Origin of the sequence: Vibrio hippocampi (genome assembly GCF_921292975.1) — a bacterium.
Classification (GTDB): Bacteria; Pseudomonadota; Gammaproteobacteria; order Enterobacterales; family Vibrionaceae; genus Vibrio; species Vibrio hippocampi.
In genome coordinates, this window is record NZ_CAKLCM010000002.1 from 2,132,023 (window position 1) to 2,152,553 (window position 20,531).

The following is a 20,531-nucleotide window of genomic DNA, read 5'->3' on the forward strand; positions in this document are numbered from 1 at the left end:
CAAGGTTCACTTTAACTCGTTATTCTCATAAGATCGAACTGGTTAAAATGACCATTTGCGTAGAACTCTGCATTTAAAATTAATAAACAACATATTCACTAATTGTTGACCACATCTTGGTCATTTTGATTACCATCTAACAAAGTTTGATAGATAATTTTGTTTACCTAGAACTTCGCCTCAAGGTAATTCTGTTTCCCAACATCAATAAACAAGGCGTTAACACCAGCGTTAGTACCGTGGCAAAGGCGAGTCCACCCGCCACTGCAGTTGCTAGTTGTGACCACCATTGAGTGCTTGGAGCTCCGAACTCAATTTTCTGATTAAGCAGGTCGATGTTCATTTCCAACACCATTGGTAATAAACCCAGTATGGTGGTGACTGTCGTCAGTAATACCGGACGCAAACGCTGTACACCTGTCCTTAAAATCGCTTCATGCTTATCCAACCCGCGTTTGACCAATTGATTGTAGGTATCAATCAATACGATGTTGTTGTTGACGACAATACCCGCCAGTGCGATAACGCCAATACCCGACATCACCACACCAAACGGACGTTGGAAAATCAGTAGACCCGCAAACACACCAACGGTTGAAAAGATCACCGCACTCAGTATTAGCAAGGCCTGATAAAAACTATTAAATTGAGTCACGAGAATCAAAGCCATTACGACCAATGCGACCAAAAATGCCGACTGCAAAAACTCGGCAGAATTTTTTTGCTCTTCGTTCTGCCCTCGGATCTTAAATTCAATGCCATCAGGCAATGCTAATTCCGATAACCCCTGTTCAAATCCCGGCAATTCAAGGGTCAGATTATAACCTTCCGCCATATCGGCTTTCACGCTGATCACCCTGACACCATCCATACGATTGATCGTGTCCTGTTTAGGTTTGGGAATAATCTCGGCAAAATTGGTGATCGGCACCAAACCCGCGGGCGTTTTCACTCGCAATTCATCGAAACGACCAATGTCTCGTTTTTCTTTTGGATAGCGCACCAAAATATCCACTTCTTCGGTCGAATCATCCGGTAAGTAATCACCAATTTTAAGACCGTTCGTCACGAACTGAACCGTATTACCGACCAGCGTCGCATCAGCAGAAAAACGCGCAGCATCATCTCTGCGCACATCAATCTGCCAATCAATACCCGGTTTGCTTGAAGTGTCACTCACATTGATTAACATGCCATTACTGTCTGCCCATTCCCGCACCATTTTTGCGGCTTGATCCAAGCGCTCAGGAAAACGAGCGGATAGCTCGATCACCAGATCATTTTCAACTGGTGGTCCGGCATCTGGGAATTTATATTCAATTTCCACTCCGGCAAATTGATCGGTCGTCTGCGCGAGCTCTTCGATGATCTTATTAACGGGACGTCGATCTTGCCAATCAACGGGCGTGATCTGGATAATTCCAATCTCATCTTGTCCACCGGTTTTGGTGTACACACTTTCAAGCTCATCATGATTTAGCATCACTTGTTCAATCACACGCATGACCTGATCTTGTTCTTGAATCGAAAGATCACCATGTGAGCGGACTTTGACATTGAAATACGGCGGATCCACTTCAGGGAAAAACTCCGCGCCCAAACCCGCTTTGTTATAAGCAAATCCTACCCCTATCGCCATTAAGATCGCCAGCAGCAATATCTTTAACGGATGACCCAAGGCAATACGGAGTGTGTGGTAATAAAGCTTGGTAATGCCTGTTGCTTGAGTGAAATCCCCTTCTTGCAGCGCCTGCATCATTTTCTGCTGCTGCACTGAGACCACTTGTGGCTTACCGAATATGCCTCCTAATACAGGCACAAACAGTAACGCCATCGCCAATGAAGCGATAAGGGTGGCGATAAGAGTAAGAGGCAAGTACTTCATAAACTCACCTGTTATATCAGGCCAAAACAGCAACGGCGCAAAAGCCGCTAATGTGGTTGCTGTCGATGCGGTAATCGGCCACGCCATACGTTTAGCGGCATCACGGTAGGCTTGTTTGCGCTCGGTTCCTTCCTGCATTCGTCTATCCGCGAACTCCGTCACCACAATCGCACCATCCACCAGCATGCCGACCGCCATAATCAGCGAAAATAGCACGATGATATTAACGGTGAGACCAAATACGGATAACACTAACAAGCCAGTTAAAAACGAGCCGGGAATCGAAACGCCCACGAGGAGCGCGGTTCTCACTCCCAATATCGCGATGATGACGATCACCACTAAGATAATGGCGGATAAAATATTGTTTTGCAGGTCGTTAAGCATAATCTTAACGTCTTTTGATTGATCTTTGGTGTAGCGAACCTGTAGGTTGTTTGGCCATTCGTCTCGGGTTTGCGCTTGACGCATTACTTCTTTGACCAATTCCACCGTTTCGATAATATTTTCACCTGCGCGCTTTTTGATATCGAGAACCACCGCAGAGTTACCATCCAAACGAGCAAAGCTTTCTGGATCACGAAATGCACGGCGCACTTTTGCTACATCACCAAAGGTAATTACCTGCTTGCCGTCTACTTTGACGGGCAACTCAAGCACATCTTTGAGGCTATCAAATACGGAGGGGACTTTAACCGAGAAGCGTCCATAACCGGTATCAACAAAACCCGCTGCCACCACTCGATTATTCAAGGCAATCAGATTGTAAATATCTCCTTGGTCTAACCCATAGCTCTCCATGAGCAAAGGATCGACGACGATCTCAACAATATCCTCTCGGTCACCCGCTATATCGACTTCTAACACCTGACGATAACTTTCCAGCTTATCTCTTAACTGACGAGCCAGATAAACGATCGTTCGTTCAGGGACTGTGCCGTAGAGCACCACGGATAACACCGAATCCATTGAGGCAAAAGTGACTTCGTTGACGGTCGGCTCATCGCTATCGTCAGGCAGTTTAGGTTTAGCTAAATCGACGGCATCGCGCACATCGGCCATCGCTTTAGTGAGATCAACACCGACGTTAAACTCCAGTGTGACCGAACCATGCCCTTCAGACGCAATGGCGGTCATCTCTTTCACCCCTTCAATGGAACGCAGCTCATTTTCTAAAGGACGCACCAAAAGCCGCTCACTGTCCGTCGGTGAAATACCTTGGTGACTAACGGAAACATAAATCACTGGAATAGTGATATCAGGGCTCGACTCTTTAGGAATGGAGTGATACGTGAAGATACCGGCAACCAAGATAAACAGCAGCAGACTGACCATGGTTCTTGCTCGCGACAAAGCGGCATCAATTAATCCATACATGGTGATACCCTCTTTTTATTGTTCGGTCGCGTTCTGTGCGGTTGAATGCTGGGCGGTCGAAATTTTATTCGCTTCAGCGACGCTAATGGCTTCAACCCTATCGCCATCACGAACAAAGCCTTGCCCCAAAATAACAATATCCACTTGCTGACCTAAGCCAGTAAGCCACACACCATCCTGTTCAGCCTTAACCAGTTGAATAGGAACAAACTTGATATGGTCGTCCACTAATGTTTTTACGCCGAGATCGCCCTGTTCATCTAACGCTAACATGGCGGGCGTGACTTTAATTGCCGCTTGAGTATCGATCACGAGCTCAACTTCAGCACTGATGCCTGCGGGAATCCCTTGATTTGGATTGTCTATGGCGATTTCTATCGGAAAAGTGTTGGTGGTGGTCGATGCGACTCTAGAGATATAGCGAACCACGCCTTTAGCCGAGCTTCCGTCAGAAAAACGAATATTGGCGGTCTGATTAGGGGTCAGTTTTTGCACATGACGCTCACTCACATCGGCTTCTATCACAAGGACTTTTAGATCGATAGCCTTAGCAATCGGATCACCGACAGCGACAAAATCCCCTAATTCAATGTACAAGTGATCGACGATGCCACTGAAAGGCGCTAATACCGTCGAGTTTGCCAGTGCAAGTCTAGCGCTACGAAGCATCGCTTTTGCTTCCGCAAGGTTAGCGGCGGCGGTGGCATAGGCGACTTCCCCTTGCAAACCACGTTTTTTCAGTGACAGCGAGGCGTTGTACTCTTGTTGACGGACATTGAGCATCGCGTTGGCACGCTCAACTTGTAGTGGTAGATCACCTTGGTCAATCTGAGCAATCCCTTGACCGACTTTGACATAATCTCCTTTCTTAATGTTAAGTTTGACGATTTTTCCTGCGACTTCCGCCCCTAACGTTGCGGTACGGTCGGTAGCGGTGCGACCATAAAGATCGAGCTGTTTATCCACCTGAGTAGCGGTAAAATTCTGGTAGACAACACGCGCTAGCGGCGCTTGTGAAGGAACAGTTTGAGGTTGCGGTTCTTCAGCCTTTAATACTCCTAACCCCAGCCAAATCGACAGCAATACCATACAAAAAAGAGAAATTAACCAAGGGCGCTGACTCACTGCCTTCATTATGCTTTGCTGTGGCATCTACCACTCCTTTCGCCAACCTAGAACAACAACGTTAAAGCATAATTTACAACGTTTTTTTTACAAACAAAACAAAAAACCCACCGTTTCGGTGGGGTTTGGAATCACTATCTGCTAAATCGTGGTCTAGACGCTACATGATCTAGATACTGAATGATCTAGACGCTAAATGATGCGCCGCAGCCACAGGTTGTGGTCGCATTTGGGTTGTTGACGAAGAAACGCGAGCCTTCAAGACCCTCGGTATAATCCACAACACCACCGATAAGATATTGAAGACTCATCGGATCAACCACTAAAGTGACACCACACTTTTCAATCGTGGTATCACCCTCGTTCACGCTTTCATCGAAGGTAAAACCATATTGGAAACCACTACAGCCACCACCAGTGATATACACTCGCAGTTTTAGTTCTGGATTTTCTTCTTCATCAATCAGCAACTTAACTCGTGTTGCTGCTGCGTCAGAAAAACTTAACGGAATAGCTACATCGCTCACAGGAACCTCTCTTGCTATTTCTGCTCACAGCCCACGCTCTACACACGCACTATCAGTCGTTTATCACTACTATTAGTCGTTTATAAAAGCGGCACTGCGAATAAAATCGTCTGGTCTGTATTGGTACAAACACGTATCGTAATCGGAAGATTATCTAATACTTGACTACTTCGTTCAAGTATTTAGGTCCAACTAACCGTAACTATGCTCGGCTATCCCTAGTCACACAATGCAAGTTGAGGTTACAATGCCCCTCAATTGGTCCGAACAAAATCAGTAAAGAGGAACTTTTCATGACCAAATCAACGGAGCTATATCAAAAGGCTCAGCAAACTATTCCCGGTGGTGTTAACTCTCCAGTACGTGCGTTCAACGGGGTGGGTGGTTCGCCGATTTTCATTGAACGAGCCGATGGTCCGTTGATTTTTGATGCCGATGGCAAAGCCTATATTGATTATGTTGGCTCTTGGGGTCCGATGATCCTGGGTCACAATCACGTTGCTATTCGCGAAGCCGTGATCAATGCGGCGCAAAGAGGTCTGAGTTTCGGTGCGCCAACCGAAATGGAGATCAACATGGCTGAATTGGTGCGTAAACTTGTTCCATCAATGGAACAACTGCGCATGGTAAGTTCAGGTACCGAAGCGACGATGAGTGCTATCCGTTTGGCTCGTGGTTATACCAACCGCGATAAAATCATTAAGTTTGAGGGTTGTTACCACGGTCATGCTGACAGCTTGCTGGTTAAAGCAGGTTCTGGTGCCTTAACCCTTGGTCAACCAAGCTCTCCGGGTGTCCCTGCTGATTTTGCCAAATACACCTTAACCGCTCGCTTTAACGACCTAGACTCAGTGAAAGAATTGTTTGCCGCCAACAAAGATGAGATCGCCTGTATCATCGTTGAACCTGTTGCTGGCAATATGAACTGTATTCCTCCTGTTGAAGGCTTCCATGAGGGACTGCGTGAACTGTGTGATCAAGAAGGCGCTCTGCTGATCTTTGATGAAGTGATGACCGGCTTTCGTGTTGCTCAAGGTGGCGCGCAAGCTTACTACAACATCAAACCTGACCTAACCACACTTGGTAAAGTTATTGGTGGTGGTATGCCTGTGGGCGCATTCGGTGGTCGCAAAGAAGTGATGCAGTACATCGCACCAACAGGACCGGTTTATCAAGCGGGTACGCTTTCTGGCAACCCGATTGCAATGGCTGCGGGCTACGCTTGCCTGAGCGTCCTCGCTCAAGAAGGCAATGAAAAGCGTCTTGCGAAGAAGACACAGATCCTTGCTAATGGCTTCAAAGCGGCAGCCGACAAGCACGGCATCCCGCTACTTGTAAACCAAGTGGGTGGGATGTTTGGTTTCTTCTTTACCGAGCAAACCTCTGTGACTTGTTATGAAGACGTGGCTAAGTGCGATGTTGAGCGCTTCAAGCGTTTCTTCCACTTGATGCTTGAGCACGGTGTTTACCTTGCTCCATCGGCATTTGAAGCCAGCTTTACCTCTCTTGCTCATGGTGATAAAGAGATCGAAGCCACGCTGGAAGCGGCTGACCGCTGCTTCGCTGTACTGGCGCAAGAGGCTTAATTGCTCGTTGCAACTGATCAACTGAGAATGAAGAGCAAAAAATAACCGTTGAGAGATAAAGCCAAATAGCTCTCAACCAAAAATAACTCTCAACTAAAAAAGCGTTTGGTTAATCATAAGCAAGGTGTTTTCTGCATAGGCACAGTATCAGCGTATGGAGAAGTACCCAGGCATCTTGTATTGATTGACCAAATGCTGATTGACCAAGCTTTTTATAATAATCAAATCGTTATCTTAGTTATCCCTGCCAGTTCAATACCACCAAAACCACTAGAATCGCAATCGTCAGTGAAAACCAAGGGATTTTTCGCTTGGCTTTGCTGCCGTTTTTACAGGTTTTTTTCTCTCCACAACATCCCATAGCCGCTCCTGTTTTAGCATAAAAGCTTCATAATTATAAATTGCTAACTCTATGTTTTGCGTCCATTATATATCCTAGTTCCCTGATGGAAACTAGGATATAGCGCCACGCTGTTGATCCTATAAAACAAAGGAATCCACGTGAAAAACACCCTAAATGTAACGGCTAGCCACAGAGTGTTAATACTTGCGCTTTTGTTCGCGGCTTTTGCCTGTTACTTACTTATCGAACCCTATATTAACTCTATTGTAATGGCATTTATCTTGTCATTGCTCATGTTTCCTATCCATGAATGGATTGAAGCAAAACTCCCTAAGTACAAGAACATCGTCGCGTTTCTGTCTTGTCTTGTATTAACTTTCATTATTGTTATTCCATTGCTGTTGGTGTTTAGCGCGATCGTCCAGCAGGGGTCTGTGTTTTCACAGAATATGTATCAATGGGTGACGGGGGGCGGTATTCAAGAAATGTTTGCTCATCCTTGGGTGGTCAAAGGTTTGTCTATCGTTAACACCTATCTGCCGTTTGACACGATTGATCCGCAAGGTATTGCCCAAAAAGCCGCAGAATTTGCCACCAGTCTAGGCTCTAATCTGGTTGCCATCAGCGCCAAAGTACTAGGCGATGCCACTAACTTCTTGATGGATTTCTTCCTCATGCTGTTTGTGCTGTTCTTCTTGCTACGCGACCACGACAAACTGATTTCGGCACTACGACATATTCTTCCCTTCTCACGCAGTCAAGAAGATCGCCTGTTGTCTGAGATTGAAAAAGTCTCCAAATCTGCAGTGATGGGCTCATTCCTAACGGCCATCGCTCAAGGTATCGCGGGTGGTCTCGGTATGTGGTTAGCTGGCTTTCCGGGACTGTTCTGGGGAACCATGATGGGCTTTGCGTCATTTATCCCAGTTGTCGGCACCGCACTGATCTGGATTCCAGCAACGGCTTATCTGTTTATCACTGGTGATACTTCTTGGGGCATCTTCCTTGCGGTATGGAGCATTGCAGTGGTGGGTTCTATCGACAACATCTTGCGTCCGCTGTTAATGCAAGGCAGCGCAGGAATGAATACCCTGATGATCTTTTTCTCGCTACTTGGTGGTATTCACCTGTTTGGGCTTATCGGCTTGATTTACGGTCCGCTTATCTTTGCGCTCACCATGGTACTGTTCACCATGTATGAAGAAGAGTTTAAAGACTTCTTAAACAGCCAAGATAACAGCTAAGGCTACTTTTTTGCTTGGTGGGTTTATGAGAGAATCGCCCACCTATTTTTCTACACTACGAGACCGTTGCGACATGTCGACCTTTATCGCTCCCAGCCAAATCGCCGAAAGGCAGCTTGAATACTTTGCTAACCAAACCGTATTGGTGATTGGTGAGATTGAAGATCAATTTCCCATCGAGCTAAGCAAGCACTGCGACAAAGTCACCGTGTTCACCAGCAACTATATTGCCTACCGCCAACTCTCGCGTTCATCGGCTATTGATACCCTATTTGGCGCGCAACTCCCGGATGATATCGAAGCCAGTTTGGTGATGATCTATTGGCCTAAAGCCAAAGCAGAAGCACAAATGTTGTTGGAGATGGTACTGAGCAAATTAGGTAAGGAGACCGAGGTCGTTGTGGTCGGTGAAAATCGCTCGGGAGTAAAAAGTGTAGAAAAAATGTTTGCGCCTTATGGTCCTATCAATAAGTACGATTCAGCTAGACGCTGCTCTTTCTACTGGGGCGTCTGCCAAACGCCACCCACAAGCTTCAAGCTTGACGATTGGTTTAAGAGCTACCACGTCGAGGTGGCTGGAGAGAGTCTGACGATTAAAAGTCTGCCGGGCGTCTTTAGCCATGGCGAGTTTGATCTTGGTAGCCAACTACTACTGAATAACCTGCCAAAGCTGTCCGGGAAAGTTCTCGATTTTGGCTGTGGTGCTGGCATTATTGGCGCCTATATGGGGAAAACCGCCCCTGATATTCAGCTTAATATGTGCGACATTAATGCCTTTGCTATTGAATCGAGTAAACAAACGCTGATTGCCAACGGTCTTTCGGGTCGCGTGTTTGCGTCCGATGTCTACTCAGATATTGAGTCTGATTTCGACTTTATTATTAGCAATCCCCCGTTTCACTCTGGTTTAGACACGAGCTACTCAGCCACAGAAACGTTGTTAGCTCAGGCTCCAGATCATCTAAACCGCCAAGGTCAATTAACCATCGTTGCTAACAGCTTCTTAAAATATCCGCCGATCATTGAGCAGCACTTTGGTCACTGTCACACCCTAGATAAAAACCGCAAGTTTGCTATTTACTCTGCGACCAAATAACTCTGACTGAGTAACAACCCTGACTGAATAACCCTGACGGCTTGGTCCAAGTGATTTTAAGATGAAACTCTCGGACCCAGCTCAACGCGATATCTGTGCGTTTATCCTCATATAATATTGATTAATTTGCACATTCTAAACACTCTCCTACATTAGACAGACTTATTATCCCTATAAGGTTGTTGTGTTGCTGTCTAAACTCATTGCACAAGTAAAGCTGACGTTGCACTCTCGTCCCTTTTCCGCTCTGTTGATCAAAATTGACCGCTTCTACTTGAGGCAAAATTTACCTCTCAACGGACGAGAATGGCTTGATGGCAGCGTTCCGCAACGGATCTATGGTCACTTTGTATTATTGACTCGGGAACTACAACGCAGTCACTCCGCTCTCGCCGCCCAGCAACAACAGCTTCAGCGACAAACCATTCTGCTCGACCAGCACCAGCAACAGCAATTGGCGCTCAAAGACAGAATCCACCAGTTAGAACGTCTGGTGGCAAAACTCTCCCAAGAGCAACAACAATGGTTGGCTGATGCACAGAAACCACAGCAAAACACGGAACCTAAACAGTTACAGCAAAAGACAAGGCAAGAGTTAGTTTCGGCAATGAACCTAGCGCTAAAATATTGGCAAAGTCAGCCACAAGAGAACAAAGTAACTTTCGCCACCAAGAGCGGTTTATGGCGGGTTTACATTGATAGAGGAACGCCACAGACTCGGACACTCGATAAGTATCTCAACCAAGAGACTTTGCCGATGTCACCACGCTGGCGTCGCGTATTACACTCGATTGATTACATCTTGCAGCACTGCCAGATCGAGAATTTAGACCGAGAAAAGCTTATTGCGTTGCAGCAAAAACTGTCGCGACAGCTTTACTAATTTTGTCACACACAAGTCAATAAAAAGCCGCCAGAACAAGTAGGTTCTGGCGGCTTGGTTATTTAAGATTAGACAAGGTTAATCCGTCAATCCACTCACGCTGGCTCTTGGAAAATAACCGTCTCTGCTTTCGCTGTATACTCACCCATTCTATGGAAGTTGAGGTAACGATAAGTATCAGCAGCGGTCGGGTCAATCTGCTCCATATAAGCAAGATACTCTTCCTTGGTTGGAATACGACCTAGGATTGCACCCACAGAAGAGAGTTCGGCTGAAGCCAGGTAAACATTGGCACCGGTACCAAGACGGTTCGGGAAGTTACGTGTTGATGTCGACATCACCGTAGCTTTATCAGCAACACGCGCTTGGTTACCCATACACAGCGAACATCCCGGAGTTTCAATACGAACACCAGCACGACCAAAGATACCGTAATAGCCTTCTTCGGTCAGTTGGTCTTTATCCATCTTAGTTGGTGGCGCTACCCATAGGCGCGTGTCCAATTGACCATTGAACTTATCCAGCAATTTACCTGCGGCACGGAAGTGACCAATGTTGGTCATACATGAACCGATAAAGACTTCGTTGATCTCGGTTCCCTGCACTTCTGAAAGCAGACGCGCATCATCCGGATCGTTGGGCGCGCAAAGAATTGGCTCATGGATATCAGCAAGATCAATCTCGATCACATGGGCATATTCCGCATCGCTATCCGATTCCATGAGTTCTGGATTCTCAAGCCACTCTTGCATTGACACGATACGACGCTCAATCGTGCGACGGTCGCCATAGCCTTCAGAAATCATCCACTTAAGCATCGTGATATTCGAGCTTAGGTACTCTTCAATTGACGCTTGCGACAACTTAACCGTACAACCGGCAGCACTACGCTCTGCGGAGGCATCAGACAGCTCAAATGCTTGCTCAACCGTCAGGTGTTCAACCCCTTCAATTTCTAGAATACGACCAGAGAATTCATTGATCTTACCCGCTTTCTCTACCGTCAATAGACCTTGCTGAATAGCGTAGTAAGGGATCGCATGGACAAGATCACGCAGAGTAATACCCGGCTGCATCTCGCCTTTGAAACGAACCAAAATAGACTCCGGCATATCCAACGGCATAACACCTGTCGCGGCTGCAAATGCAACCAGTCCCGAACCCGCAGGGAAAGAGATCCCCAGTGGGAAACGAGTATGCGAATCACCACCCGTACCGACGGTATCTGGTAGCAACATACGGTTTAGCCATGAGTGAATCACGCCATCACCAGGACGCAGTGAAACACCCGCACGGTTCATAATGAAATCTGGCAAGGTATGGTGCGTATTCACGTCTACTGGTTTTGGATAAGCAGAGGTATGACAGAAAGACTGCATCACCAAGTCGGCAGAGAAACCGAGACAAGCTAAGTCTTTTAACTCATCACGGGTCATAGGACCGGTCGTATCTTGAGAACCCACGGTGGTCATCTTAGGCTCACAGTAAGTGCCTGGGCGTACACCCTCAACACCACACGCTTTACCGACCATCTTCTGGGCAAGGCTGTAACCTTTACCGGTATCTTCAACCGCCACAGGACGACGGAAGACTTCCGAAGGCGCAAGACCAAGCGATTGACGCGCACGGTCAGTCAGACCACGACCAACAATCAAAGGAATACGACCACCAGCACGAACTTCGTCGATCAGCACGTCGGTTTTAAGGGCAAATTCCGCCAGAGTCTCACCGGTTTCATGGTTGCAGACTTTGCCTTCAAATGGATACACGTCAATCACGTCACCCATATTCAGTTTGGTCACATCGACTTCAATCGGAAGTGCGCCAGCATCTTCCATGGTATTGAAGAAGATTGGGGCAATTTTACCGCCGAGAACATAACCCCCTGCGCGCTTGTTAGGCACATAAGGAATATCATCGCCCATAAACCAAAGCACAGAGTTAGTCGCTGATTTACGTGAAGAACCCGTACCCACAACATCGCCCACGTACACCAATTGGTGACCTTTTTGTTTTAGTACTTCAATTTGGTTGATTGGACCAACGCTGCCTTGCTGATCCGGAACGATACCTTCACGCTCATTTTTGAGCATTGCCAATGCGTGTACCGGGATATCTGGACGCGACCAAGCATCAGGTGCTGGCGAAAGATCATCGGTGTTAGTCTCGCCAGTCACTTTAAATACGGTCAAAGTGATCTTAGAGGCAAGTTCAGGCTTAGATAAGAACCACTCGGCTTCCGCCCAAGAGGTCATCACTTGTTTTGCATAGGCGTTGCCCGCTTTCACTTTCTCTTCCACATCATAGAAAGCATCAAACATAAGCAAGGTATGAGATAGCGCATTCACGGCAATCGGTGCCAACTCGGCATCTTCAAGCAGAGAAATCAATGGCTCAATGTTGTAACCGCCTTGCATTGTACCCAGTAGCTCAGCCGCTTTTGCTGGAGTCACAAGTGGAGAACTCACTTCGCCTTTTGTTAGTGCGGTAAGAAAACCTGCCTTAACATAAGCCGCTTCATCGACACCGGGAGGAATACGATTTTCTAGCAGATCAAGAATAAACTCTTCTTCACCTTGAGGTGGCACTTTAAGTAGCTCAACTAATTGAGCAACTTGTTCAGCATTAAGTGGGGTAGGGACAACACCTTGGGCAGCACGCTCTTCGACGTGTTTACGATAAGCTTCAAGCACGACTTTTTCCTCTCATTACGGTCCCTCCTGTATTGTTAGAATAGGAGTGGACATCCTTGGAATCTTGGCCTTTCCTAGCTATCCATTATCTTCATGAACAGAATCTGCAGCACCAGATAGGCCAAACTGTGGCGTGAACGATAGCAAATTTAACCAAAAATTAAAATCTCATCATATTGACCAACATTGCAACTTTGTCGAAAAGTGGTCAAATTTAATGCAAAATCGTCTGCTAATGATGATTTTTACTATCGACACAAGCCCTCTAGCATCAATGGCTAGAGAAGCAAAAACAATGAACAAAAACGCTTAATAGGTTGCGCCGATAATCAAGTAGACCGAATCCAATCCAGTTTCTACACGACCATAAGACAACATGATTGGACCAATTGGTGAATCTATTCCTGCAAATAGTGAACCGGCCCAAAATAGCTCTGAGCCTGGTAATTTATCATCACCATCCCATACGCCACCATACTCTACTGAAGCACCAAGATAGACTGGTGATTTAAACATACCAAAATCGTTGTCAAACCATCGGTAACGATAGACTAGGTTTGAATACGCCACATTTTGCGCTACCAGACTGCTTCTCGGTACCCCTGACATATTTAAAAAGCCGCCCAATTCCCTTGGGTTGACTGGCAGAGTGTCGTTTTCGGTGTCGATAATACCATAATCTAATGACGCAACTAAGGTATTACGTCCAAAGGTATGGGCGTATATCGTCTCTAAAGTGATCTCATTGGCGTTGTCAGATAAATCATATTCGTTGGTGATACTGTCTGTCGCCGTGTCTTTTGATAGTAGATATTCCGCATTTAAGTACCAACCTTTGGTCGGCAACGTGAAGTTATCCAAGGTATCAATTTTATAATTCACAAATACCCCTTTGCGTTCAAAGTCGAACACCCCCGTTGACGGTAGCGAAGTGATAAACGACTCACCTTTACTAAACCTTGCTCCGACTTGAAACGTCTGCCAAAGCCTAATCTGGTAACCCACTGCGGCTTCTGCTTCCCATCTCTGGTAAGAAATGGGAATGTAGTCACTCCCACCTTCAAGTGCTGGCGTGGTGCATGACTGTTTTACACTATCCAACTCACACAACACGTTGCGTTTTTCATTGGTATAGGTAACGCCCAATAAAGAAAACAGGTCTTGGTGAAGAAAGAAAGGGGAATAAAACTCAGCCTCAACCCGCTTGTCAGTACCGAATTCCACATTAAGGCGTAACTCCCCTCCTCGATCGTTCAAATCAGTAAAGTTAGTCGTCACACCAAGGGCATAGAAACTGTTGGTATCAAAATCTTCTTCAAGAAAGAATCGAAAGTCCATATAGTTCGGGCCCCAAGACTTTTCCTCGATATTGACGTTGAGTGTGGTCTCATCGTCTTTATTCTCATACTGATAAGTAATCAACTCAAAGCGATCTAGGGCATAAAGCTCTGCGACTTTCTGTTCTATTTCTTTGGTTTTAAACACCTGATTTGGCGTTAACCCGAGGCGCTCTTTGATTAACTCATCGCTATAATGGCTCTGGTTATTGATGACGATCTTATCAACTTTGGTTTCATCACCGTATTGCAACGTTCTGCGAAACGCTTGTTTATGGTCGATATAGGCTTGGTATTGCGCGGCATTAACCGACAGGTGAGATAATTGATCGGCGTTATTGACCGCAAAGTCATACCCAAGCTCATAAGCTTCTGGCATACGTGGAAAATCCGTGGTTGAGATCTGCCCAACCCCCGGATGCAAATAGATATCTTGATCGCTAAGTGATTGCATCTGATCTTCAGTGCTGCGTCGTACTAAGTAGTTCGACAATTGCTCACCCACAGTAAACACACTATTGAAGTCTTCACGCGTCTTATAGTCGCTACTGATATCAACCGCGATAATAATATCTGCACCCATCGCCTTGGCTAACTCAACTGGCATGTTATTGGTGACACCACCATCAACTAACAAATCACCATTGAGTTCATAAGGTGGCAATGCACCGGGTACCGACATACTCGCCATCATAGCGTCAACTAAGTGACCTTTGTCGATCACCACTGGCTCAAGCTTAAGAATATCGGTTGCGACGGAACGATAAGGAATGGCAAGGTGGTCGAAAGAATCAAATGCTGGCAGATTGCCCGTGGTTTGGCGCAGAATGCGCAGCATATTTTGTCCCTGAACGACACCTTTTGGTGCTTCAACCGAGGTCAGATGAAGCCCGAGGTCGGTGCGGATTTGGTAGCGGTCTTCGTTTTCTTTGTCACGGATTTTTCTTTGGCTACGATCGACGCGATCCACATAGCCGTCATTCCAGTTAACGGTATAGATAAAACTTTCAATTTCATCAGCACTCATGCCCGTCGCATACAAACCACCGACATAGGCGCCCATGCTGGTTCCTGTGAGGATATCAACGGGTATCTGCATCTCTTCGAGCGCTTTTAAAACACCAATATGAGCCGCACCTTTCGCACCACCACCCGCTAATACCACTCCTATTGTGGGTCTTTGCTTATCAGTCTGATGTTTTGCTGACGTTTGAATTTGTTCGGCATTGACAGCAAAGCCACTCGAAATACATAAAGCAGCGATTACCCAATTAGTAAAGCGTATCATATCTATCCTTAACCTCGCGCTTAACAAAGAATATCAGTCAGTTACATTATCCATCTATCGCTTAATAAGCTCAAGACGCATCATATTCACACAACTATTCCGTTAAGGCTATCCTTCTCTAACCTTGTTATTGCCTACCAAAGCATTCTCACTAAACCTAGCTGCTTGAGCAGAATTGGCTATATACAAGGATAGATCACCAACTGAAAAGTTCTCGTAGCCAAGGCTTTGAATTTTCACACTGTTGTTTAATTTTTCCTTGTGGATCCCAAACTGGGAACTGAGTTTGACTGCCGCAGTCGATAGTCCACTCTCCTTGCGCGTTCGCGGTATAACCAAGCATGGTGATATTTTTCGGCCAAGGCAGGACCAATTGCTGTGGGATACGATGATGGAGATAATCAGAATAGACCCGCAATGCACCGCTTGAACCCGTCAGCTTCATGGCTTTGTTATCATCTCGACCAATCCAAATTGTCGTCACTTCTCGCCCATCGACACCAACAAACCAACTGTCTCTTGTATCGTTACTGGTTCCCGTTTTCCCTGCAAGCATCGCTTGAGGAAATTGGCTATTTAGATAACGTCCCGTCCCTTCAGAGACACCTTTTTTCATTGCAAACATCGTTAACCAAGCCGCTTGCTGCGGAACCTTGGGAGTTGATTTAGGCAATGAGCGATACACGACTTCGCCTTCTACCGTTACAACCGAGCGTAATGCAGAGAGTTGCGCCTGTCGTCCCGAATTAGCAATGGTCTGGTACATCTGAGCCACCTCAAAGGGAGTCAATGATGTTGAACCTAAAAACATCGAAGGGACTGGGTTGATCTCTTTGGGATCAACACCAAGTTGCACTAAATTGCTCGCTACATTGTCTATTCCTAATGCCATCCCTAGACGAACTGTGGGAACATTCAGTGACTGAGCCAAAGAGCGATACAAAGGCACAGGACCTCTAAATTTTCGATCATAGTTGCGTGGCTTCCACAGATTGCCTTGGCTACCTTTTAGCGTCAGAGGCGAGTCATCCAAGGTCGAAGTCAGCTGATATTGCTCTGGTTTTTCTAACGCGGTCAAATAGACAGCAGGTTTAACCAAAGAACCAATAGGGCGTCGGGCATTCAACGCTCGGTTAAATCCGCTGTAATTGGCACGCTTGCCTCCAACCATGGCTCGGATCTCGCCACTATTGCGATCAACGGCGACGGCGGCCGCCTCAAGCCCTTTGCCCACCTGTTTTTCTAACTGTGGTAAACGTTTTTGTATCGCTTTTTCCAACATGGTTTGTGACACGGGATCCAGAGAAGTAAACACCTTGATACCTTCACCCTTTGGCAATTTTCCATCGAGCTTCTGCTGCAACTCTAATTTGAGCTGTTGGAAATAAGCTGGCTGACGACTGGCTACCTGCGGTGCTTTTTGTAGATCAAGAGAGCGACTGGCTAACGCATTAAATTGCTCACCGGTAAGCATGCCTTGATCCATCATCAGCTTTAAGACCAAGTCACGTCGTTTCTGCGCTCGCTCTGGATGACGAATAGGATTGTAGTAAGAGGGACCTTTAACCATGCCCACCAGCAAAGCTAACTGATCAATGCGCAGCTCTTGGATCGGTTGTCCAAAATAGTAGCGCGACGCTAAGCCAAAGCCATGAATGGCTTCACCCGCACTCTGCCCCAAATAGACTTCATTTAGGTAGGCTTCTAAGATTTGATCTTTGCTGTAGCGATAATCGAGGATCAAGGCGATATACACCTCTCTTAGCTTACGCCACAAGGTTCGCTCACTCGACAGGAATAGGTTTTTGACTAGCTGCTGAGTTAACGTACTGCCGCCTTGAACCGTTCTTCCTGCGCGAATATTGGCAAAGAATGCACGGGCAATCGCCGTCGGGGAAACCCCATCGTGTTGATAGAAATTGCGATCTTCTGTCGCCAGCAAAGCATCAATCATTAACTCTGGAAACTGCTCTCGACGCAAAAACAGTCGTTGCTCATCCTGCTTTTTCTCCAACATACCCAGCATCTTCGGCTCGATCTGCAAATAGCCCAGATCACCCGATTGCTCCAGAGACTGGATTCTTGTCAAACTGCTGTCGGCAAAATAGAGCATCACATGGCGATCCGGCTCAGGCCCATCAGCAAACTCAAATGGACGGCGGATCAACTCGATCTTAGTTGAAGAAGCCGCATATTCCCCAGGGTATCTCGGCTGAGTCACTTTTCGGTAATTCAGGGTATCCAGTTCATTGCGCACTTCTTTTAACGAAATGGCGTCTCCAATCGACAAGTTAAGTGATCTTGCATACACCACAGTTGGCAACTCAAACAGCGCGCCTTCAAAGCGCTGTTTGATCAATTGGTCGAGATAAAAACCGACCGCAGCCAATGCCACCAAGCAAACGAGAGTCAACTTCCAACCGATAGAAAACAGACGCTTTAACCAAGAGGGCTTAGCTTTATTGGTGCGCTTAGGTGACGCTGATTTGTTGCTTGAACGTCGCTTTGCGCTCGTGCTTCGAGACGAAGTCTTGGTTTTCGCTTTTGGCGGAGTCGGTTTTTTACTGCTTGCCGCTCGCTTTATTTTGTTCATCATGATTTTAATTGTCTTTTGGTTTTACTGGTCGCTTGATGATTCACGGGATCATCTGGCCACGGGTGTTTGGGATAACGACCTTTCATCTCTTTTTGCACCTCTTTATAAGCACCTTGCCAAAACGCAGCTAGGTCTTGAGTAATTTGCAATGGTCGTTGCGCTGGCGATAACAGTTCAAGCACAACGGCTTGCTGACCCTGTGCGATCATAGGCGAGCTTTTTTCTCCAAACATTTCTTGTAGCTTCACCGACAACATAGGGGGTTGTCCAAATTGATAGCGAATCTTGTGACGGTTCCCTGAGGCAACCTGAATATGTGTCGGTAACCATTCATCGAGTCGAGTTTGCAATTCCCATCCCAATCGAGCTTGCAATGCTTCCAGTAACCGAATCTGCTGAAGTTGCTTCACGCTCTTAGTTTGGCTCATATACGGCGCTAACCATTGCTCGAGATCGTCCAGCAAAGCCTGATCAGACAAAGACGACCAACCATATTCGGGCAACCATTGTCTCGCACACTCGACACGCTCCACAAACGCCTTAGACTCTGCTGTCCAATTTAAGATCGCCAAACCTTTTCGCCTAACATAATCCACTAAGGCACGTTCAACATCCGCATCTTCGGGCACCGGAACACTCTTTTGATGTACGGTAATGCGACCGAGCTGGCATCGATGGTAAGCCACAAACTTACCTTTGCTATCATCCCATTCAACAATATCTTGCGAAACAAAAAGCTGAGGGTAGCTTGTTAAAAGTTGCTCAATATCGAGGGGGAGCGCCTGAAATATCTGGCTGCTACCCACGCTGGTTCGCATCAGGTTTAGCGCCACTAAATAGCGTTGTTCAGAGAGTTTATCTTCAATGTTTAAAGACGCACCGTGACCACTTGAGAGTAAGTACTGACCCGACTCTTTATGACGCTGATTCGCGATTCGATCGGGGTAGCCTAAAGCGGCAATCATTCCCAACAAGCTTTCATCCACTTGTTGCAGTTGAAATGTGTGCTGTAGTCGCTCCGCTAAGGCTTTGGCTCGTTTCGACAACATCTGATGTCTTGGGTGGGTTTTCACCTGCCAACGATGCAGAGAAAGGGACAAATCAATCACGGAACGTTCTGGCTCTTCCATTAACACACACAGCGCAATCGCTGTAGAAAGTGGCTGCCCACCTTGCTGTTGACACTGTGACCGTTGGCTTTGTGAAAGTTGACGTTGTAAAAGCTGACACTGTAAAAGAATGCTCGCCCAACGTGCATCGACCCCTAATCCATACGCTTGAGTACCAAGCGTGGTCAATTGAGTACGATTGTCGATGAGTTGCAGTTGGGTAAGTAACTGCTGCGCTCGCTCTAGGCTGGCAGCATTGGGAACATCAATCCAATGCAGTTGATTCACATCACTGCATCCCCATTTGATCAATTCCAATTGCAGCTGAGTTAAGTCGCTACGCACTATCTCTGGTTCACTCTGCTTAGACTGAGATTGGAATTGAGATTCACTATAAAGGCGAACACAGATCCCCGGCTCTAAACGCCCGGCACGACCTGCTCGCTGTATCGCTGATGATTGAGCGATTCTGGCTGGCTCTAATTTCGTGATCCCTGAGCGAATATCAAAAGTCGCAAGATTCTCCAATCCCGAATCGACCACCATACGCACTCCCTCAATAGTGAGTGAGGTTTCAGCGATATTGGTTGCCAGCACCACCTTACGCTGACCCGTCGGTGCAGGTCGCAGCGCTTTTTGCTGGCTAGAAAGATCGAGCTGTCCATAAAGGGGGCAAATTTCCGCCTCAATGTTTGCCTCACGAAGCAATTCCGCAATACGTTTTATTGCGCCGACACCAGGAAGGAAAGCAAGTAAAGAGCCTTGCTGTTGTTGAAGCAACCGCTGTATTTGCTTTGACATGGCTTGCGGTAAATGCTCATTGGCGCCTAAAGGTTGATATTGCACCTCTACCGGATAACTGCGTCCTTGAGACTCGATAAACCTCGCTTGTGGCAAGATAGCCAGCAAGTCATCGGCTTCAAGTGTGGCTGACATAACTACAATTTTTAGGTCATCTCGCAGGGCTTCTTGAATTTCTAAGGTAAATGCCAAAGCAGTATCGGCATGCAAACTTCGCTCGTGAAACTCATCAAATAGAATGGCGCCAACCCCTTCAAGCTCAGGGTCAGTCTGCAGCATTCGAGTCAAAACCCCTTCAGTGACGATTTCAAGTTGGGTCGCGTTGCTGACTCGGTTGTCACCACGAATTCGGTAGCCCACTCTTTGCCCTACTGGCTCATCAAGACACTGCGCCAAATAACTAGCGATACTTTTCGCTGCCACTCGTCTTGGCTCCAACATAATGATCTTACCGTCAATATGGCGCTCAAGCAGCAGTTGCAAAGGGAAATAGGTGGATTTACCCGCCCCTGTAGCGGCCTTAAGGATCACCTGATTACTCACTTCTATCGCAGAAAAAAGCTCAGCAAGTACTTGTTGGATGGGAAGTTGTGACAACGGAATGACCTTGTGTTGTAATGAAGCTACTCATTCTAATAAAA

General features: G+C 46.6%; 12 protein-coding genes. 4 read left to right on the forward strand and 8 right to left on the reverse strand.

Annotation, left to right across the window (positions count from 1 at the left end):
* Window positions 1–163 precede the first annotated feature (163 nt).
* From L9Q39_RS11925 to erpA, 3 genes are all read right to left on the reverse strand, one after another.
* Window positions 164–3,262: an efflux RND transporter permease subunit gene (locus L9Q39_RS11925; RefSeq protein WP_237485259.1), complete on the reverse strand. Its 3,099-nt coding sequence runs from the start codon at window positions 3,260–3,262 to the stop codon at window positions 164–166.
* 15 nt (window positions 3,263–3,277) lie between these two features.
* Window positions 3,278–4,414: an efflux RND transporter periplasmic adaptor subunit gene (locus L9Q39_RS11930; protein WP_237485260.1), complete on the reverse strand. Its 1,137-nt coding sequence runs from the start codon at window positions 4,412–4,414 to the stop codon at window positions 3,278–3,280.
* Between the two features lie 158 nt (window positions 4,415–4,572).
* Window positions 4,573–4,914, reverse strand: a complete 342-nt coding sequence (gene erpA / locus L9Q39_RS11935; protein ID WP_237485261.1) for an iron-sulfur cluster insertion protein ErpA — start codon at window positions 4,912–4,914, stop codon at window positions 4,573–4,575.
* 293 nt (window positions 4,915–5,207) lie between these two features.
* Here erpA and hemL point away from each other — a divergent pair, with 293 nt between their 5' ends.
* On the forward strand, window positions 5,208–6,500 hold the full coding sequence (gene hemL / locus L9Q39_RS11940) for a glutamate-1-semialdehyde 2,1-aminomutase (RefSeq protein ID WP_237485262.1): 1,293 nt from the start codon (window positions 5,208–5,210) through the stop codon (window positions 6,498–6,500).
* Between the two features lie 238 nt (window positions 6,501–6,738).
* On the opposite strand, the gene L9Q39_RS20660 is transcribed toward hemL, so the two are convergent.
* Window positions 6,739–6,861 carry a hypothetical protein gene (locus tag L9Q39_RS20660; protein ID WP_290369146.1) on the reverse strand — a complete coding sequence of 41 codons (123 nt, stop codon included), beginning with the start codon at window positions 6,859–6,861 and terminating at the stop codon, window positions 6,739–6,741.
* A 140-nt stretch (window positions 6,862–7,001) separates the two neighbouring features.
* Between L9Q39_RS20660 and L9Q39_RS11945 the strand changes: the two genes are divergently transcribed.
* The 3 genes from L9Q39_RS11945 (at window position 7,002) to L9Q39_RS20665 (ending at window position 10,066) form a co-directional block, all read left to right on the forward strand.
* A complete protein-coding gene (locus L9Q39_RS11945) occupies window positions 7,002–8,087 on the forward strand; it encodes an AI-2E family transporter (RefSeq protein WP_237485263.1) in 1,086 nt (361 codons plus the stop codon).
* A 73-nt stretch (window positions 8,088–8,160) separates the two neighbouring features.
* The gene (rsmC, locus tag L9Q39_RS11950) at window positions 8,161–9,183 is read left to right on the forward strand and encodes a 16S rRNA (guanine(1207)-N(2))-methyltransferase RsmC (protein WP_237485572.1); all 1,023 of its coding nucleotides are present in this window, start codon (window positions 8,161–8,163) and stop codon (window positions 9,181–9,183) included.
* 187 nt (window positions 9,184–9,370) lie between these two features.
* Window positions 9,371–10,066, forward strand: coding sequence for a hypothetical protein (locus L9Q39_RS20665; protein WP_290369147.1), 696 nt, complete (start codon window positions 9,371–9,373; stop codon window positions 10,064–10,066).
* Window positions 10,067–10,161: 95 nt separating this feature from the next.
* On the opposite strand, the gene acnB is transcribed toward L9Q39_RS20665, so the two are convergent.
* From acnB to hrpB, 4 genes are all read right to left on the reverse strand, one after another.
* Entirely contained in the window at window positions 10,162–12,759 is a 2,598-nt protein-coding gene (gene acnB / locus L9Q39_RS11960) for a bifunctional aconitate hydratase 2/2-methylisocitrate dehydratase (RefSeq protein WP_237485264.1), read from the reverse strand.
* 309 nt (window positions 12,760–13,068) lie between these two features.
* On the reverse strand, window positions 13,069–15,384 hold the full coding sequence (locus tag L9Q39_RS11965) for a patatin-like phospholipase family protein (protein WP_237485265.1): 2,316 nt from the start codon (window positions 15,382–15,384) through the stop codon (window positions 13,069–13,071).
* 196 nt (window positions 15,385–15,580) lie between these two features.
* Window positions 15,581–17,977, reverse strand: coding sequence for a penicillin-binding protein 1B (gene mrcB / locus L9Q39_RS11970; protein ID WP_237485573.1), 2,397 nt, complete (start codon window positions 17,975–17,977; stop codon window positions 15,581–15,583).
* A complete protein-coding gene (hrpB, locus tag L9Q39_RS11975) occupies window positions 17,977–20,487 on the reverse strand; it encodes an ATP-dependent helicase HrpB (protein WP_237485266.1) in 2,511 nt (836 codons plus the stop codon). Before hrpB ends, mrcB begins: the two co-directional genes overlap by 1 nt.
* Window positions 20,488–20,531 lie beyond the last annotated feature (44 nt).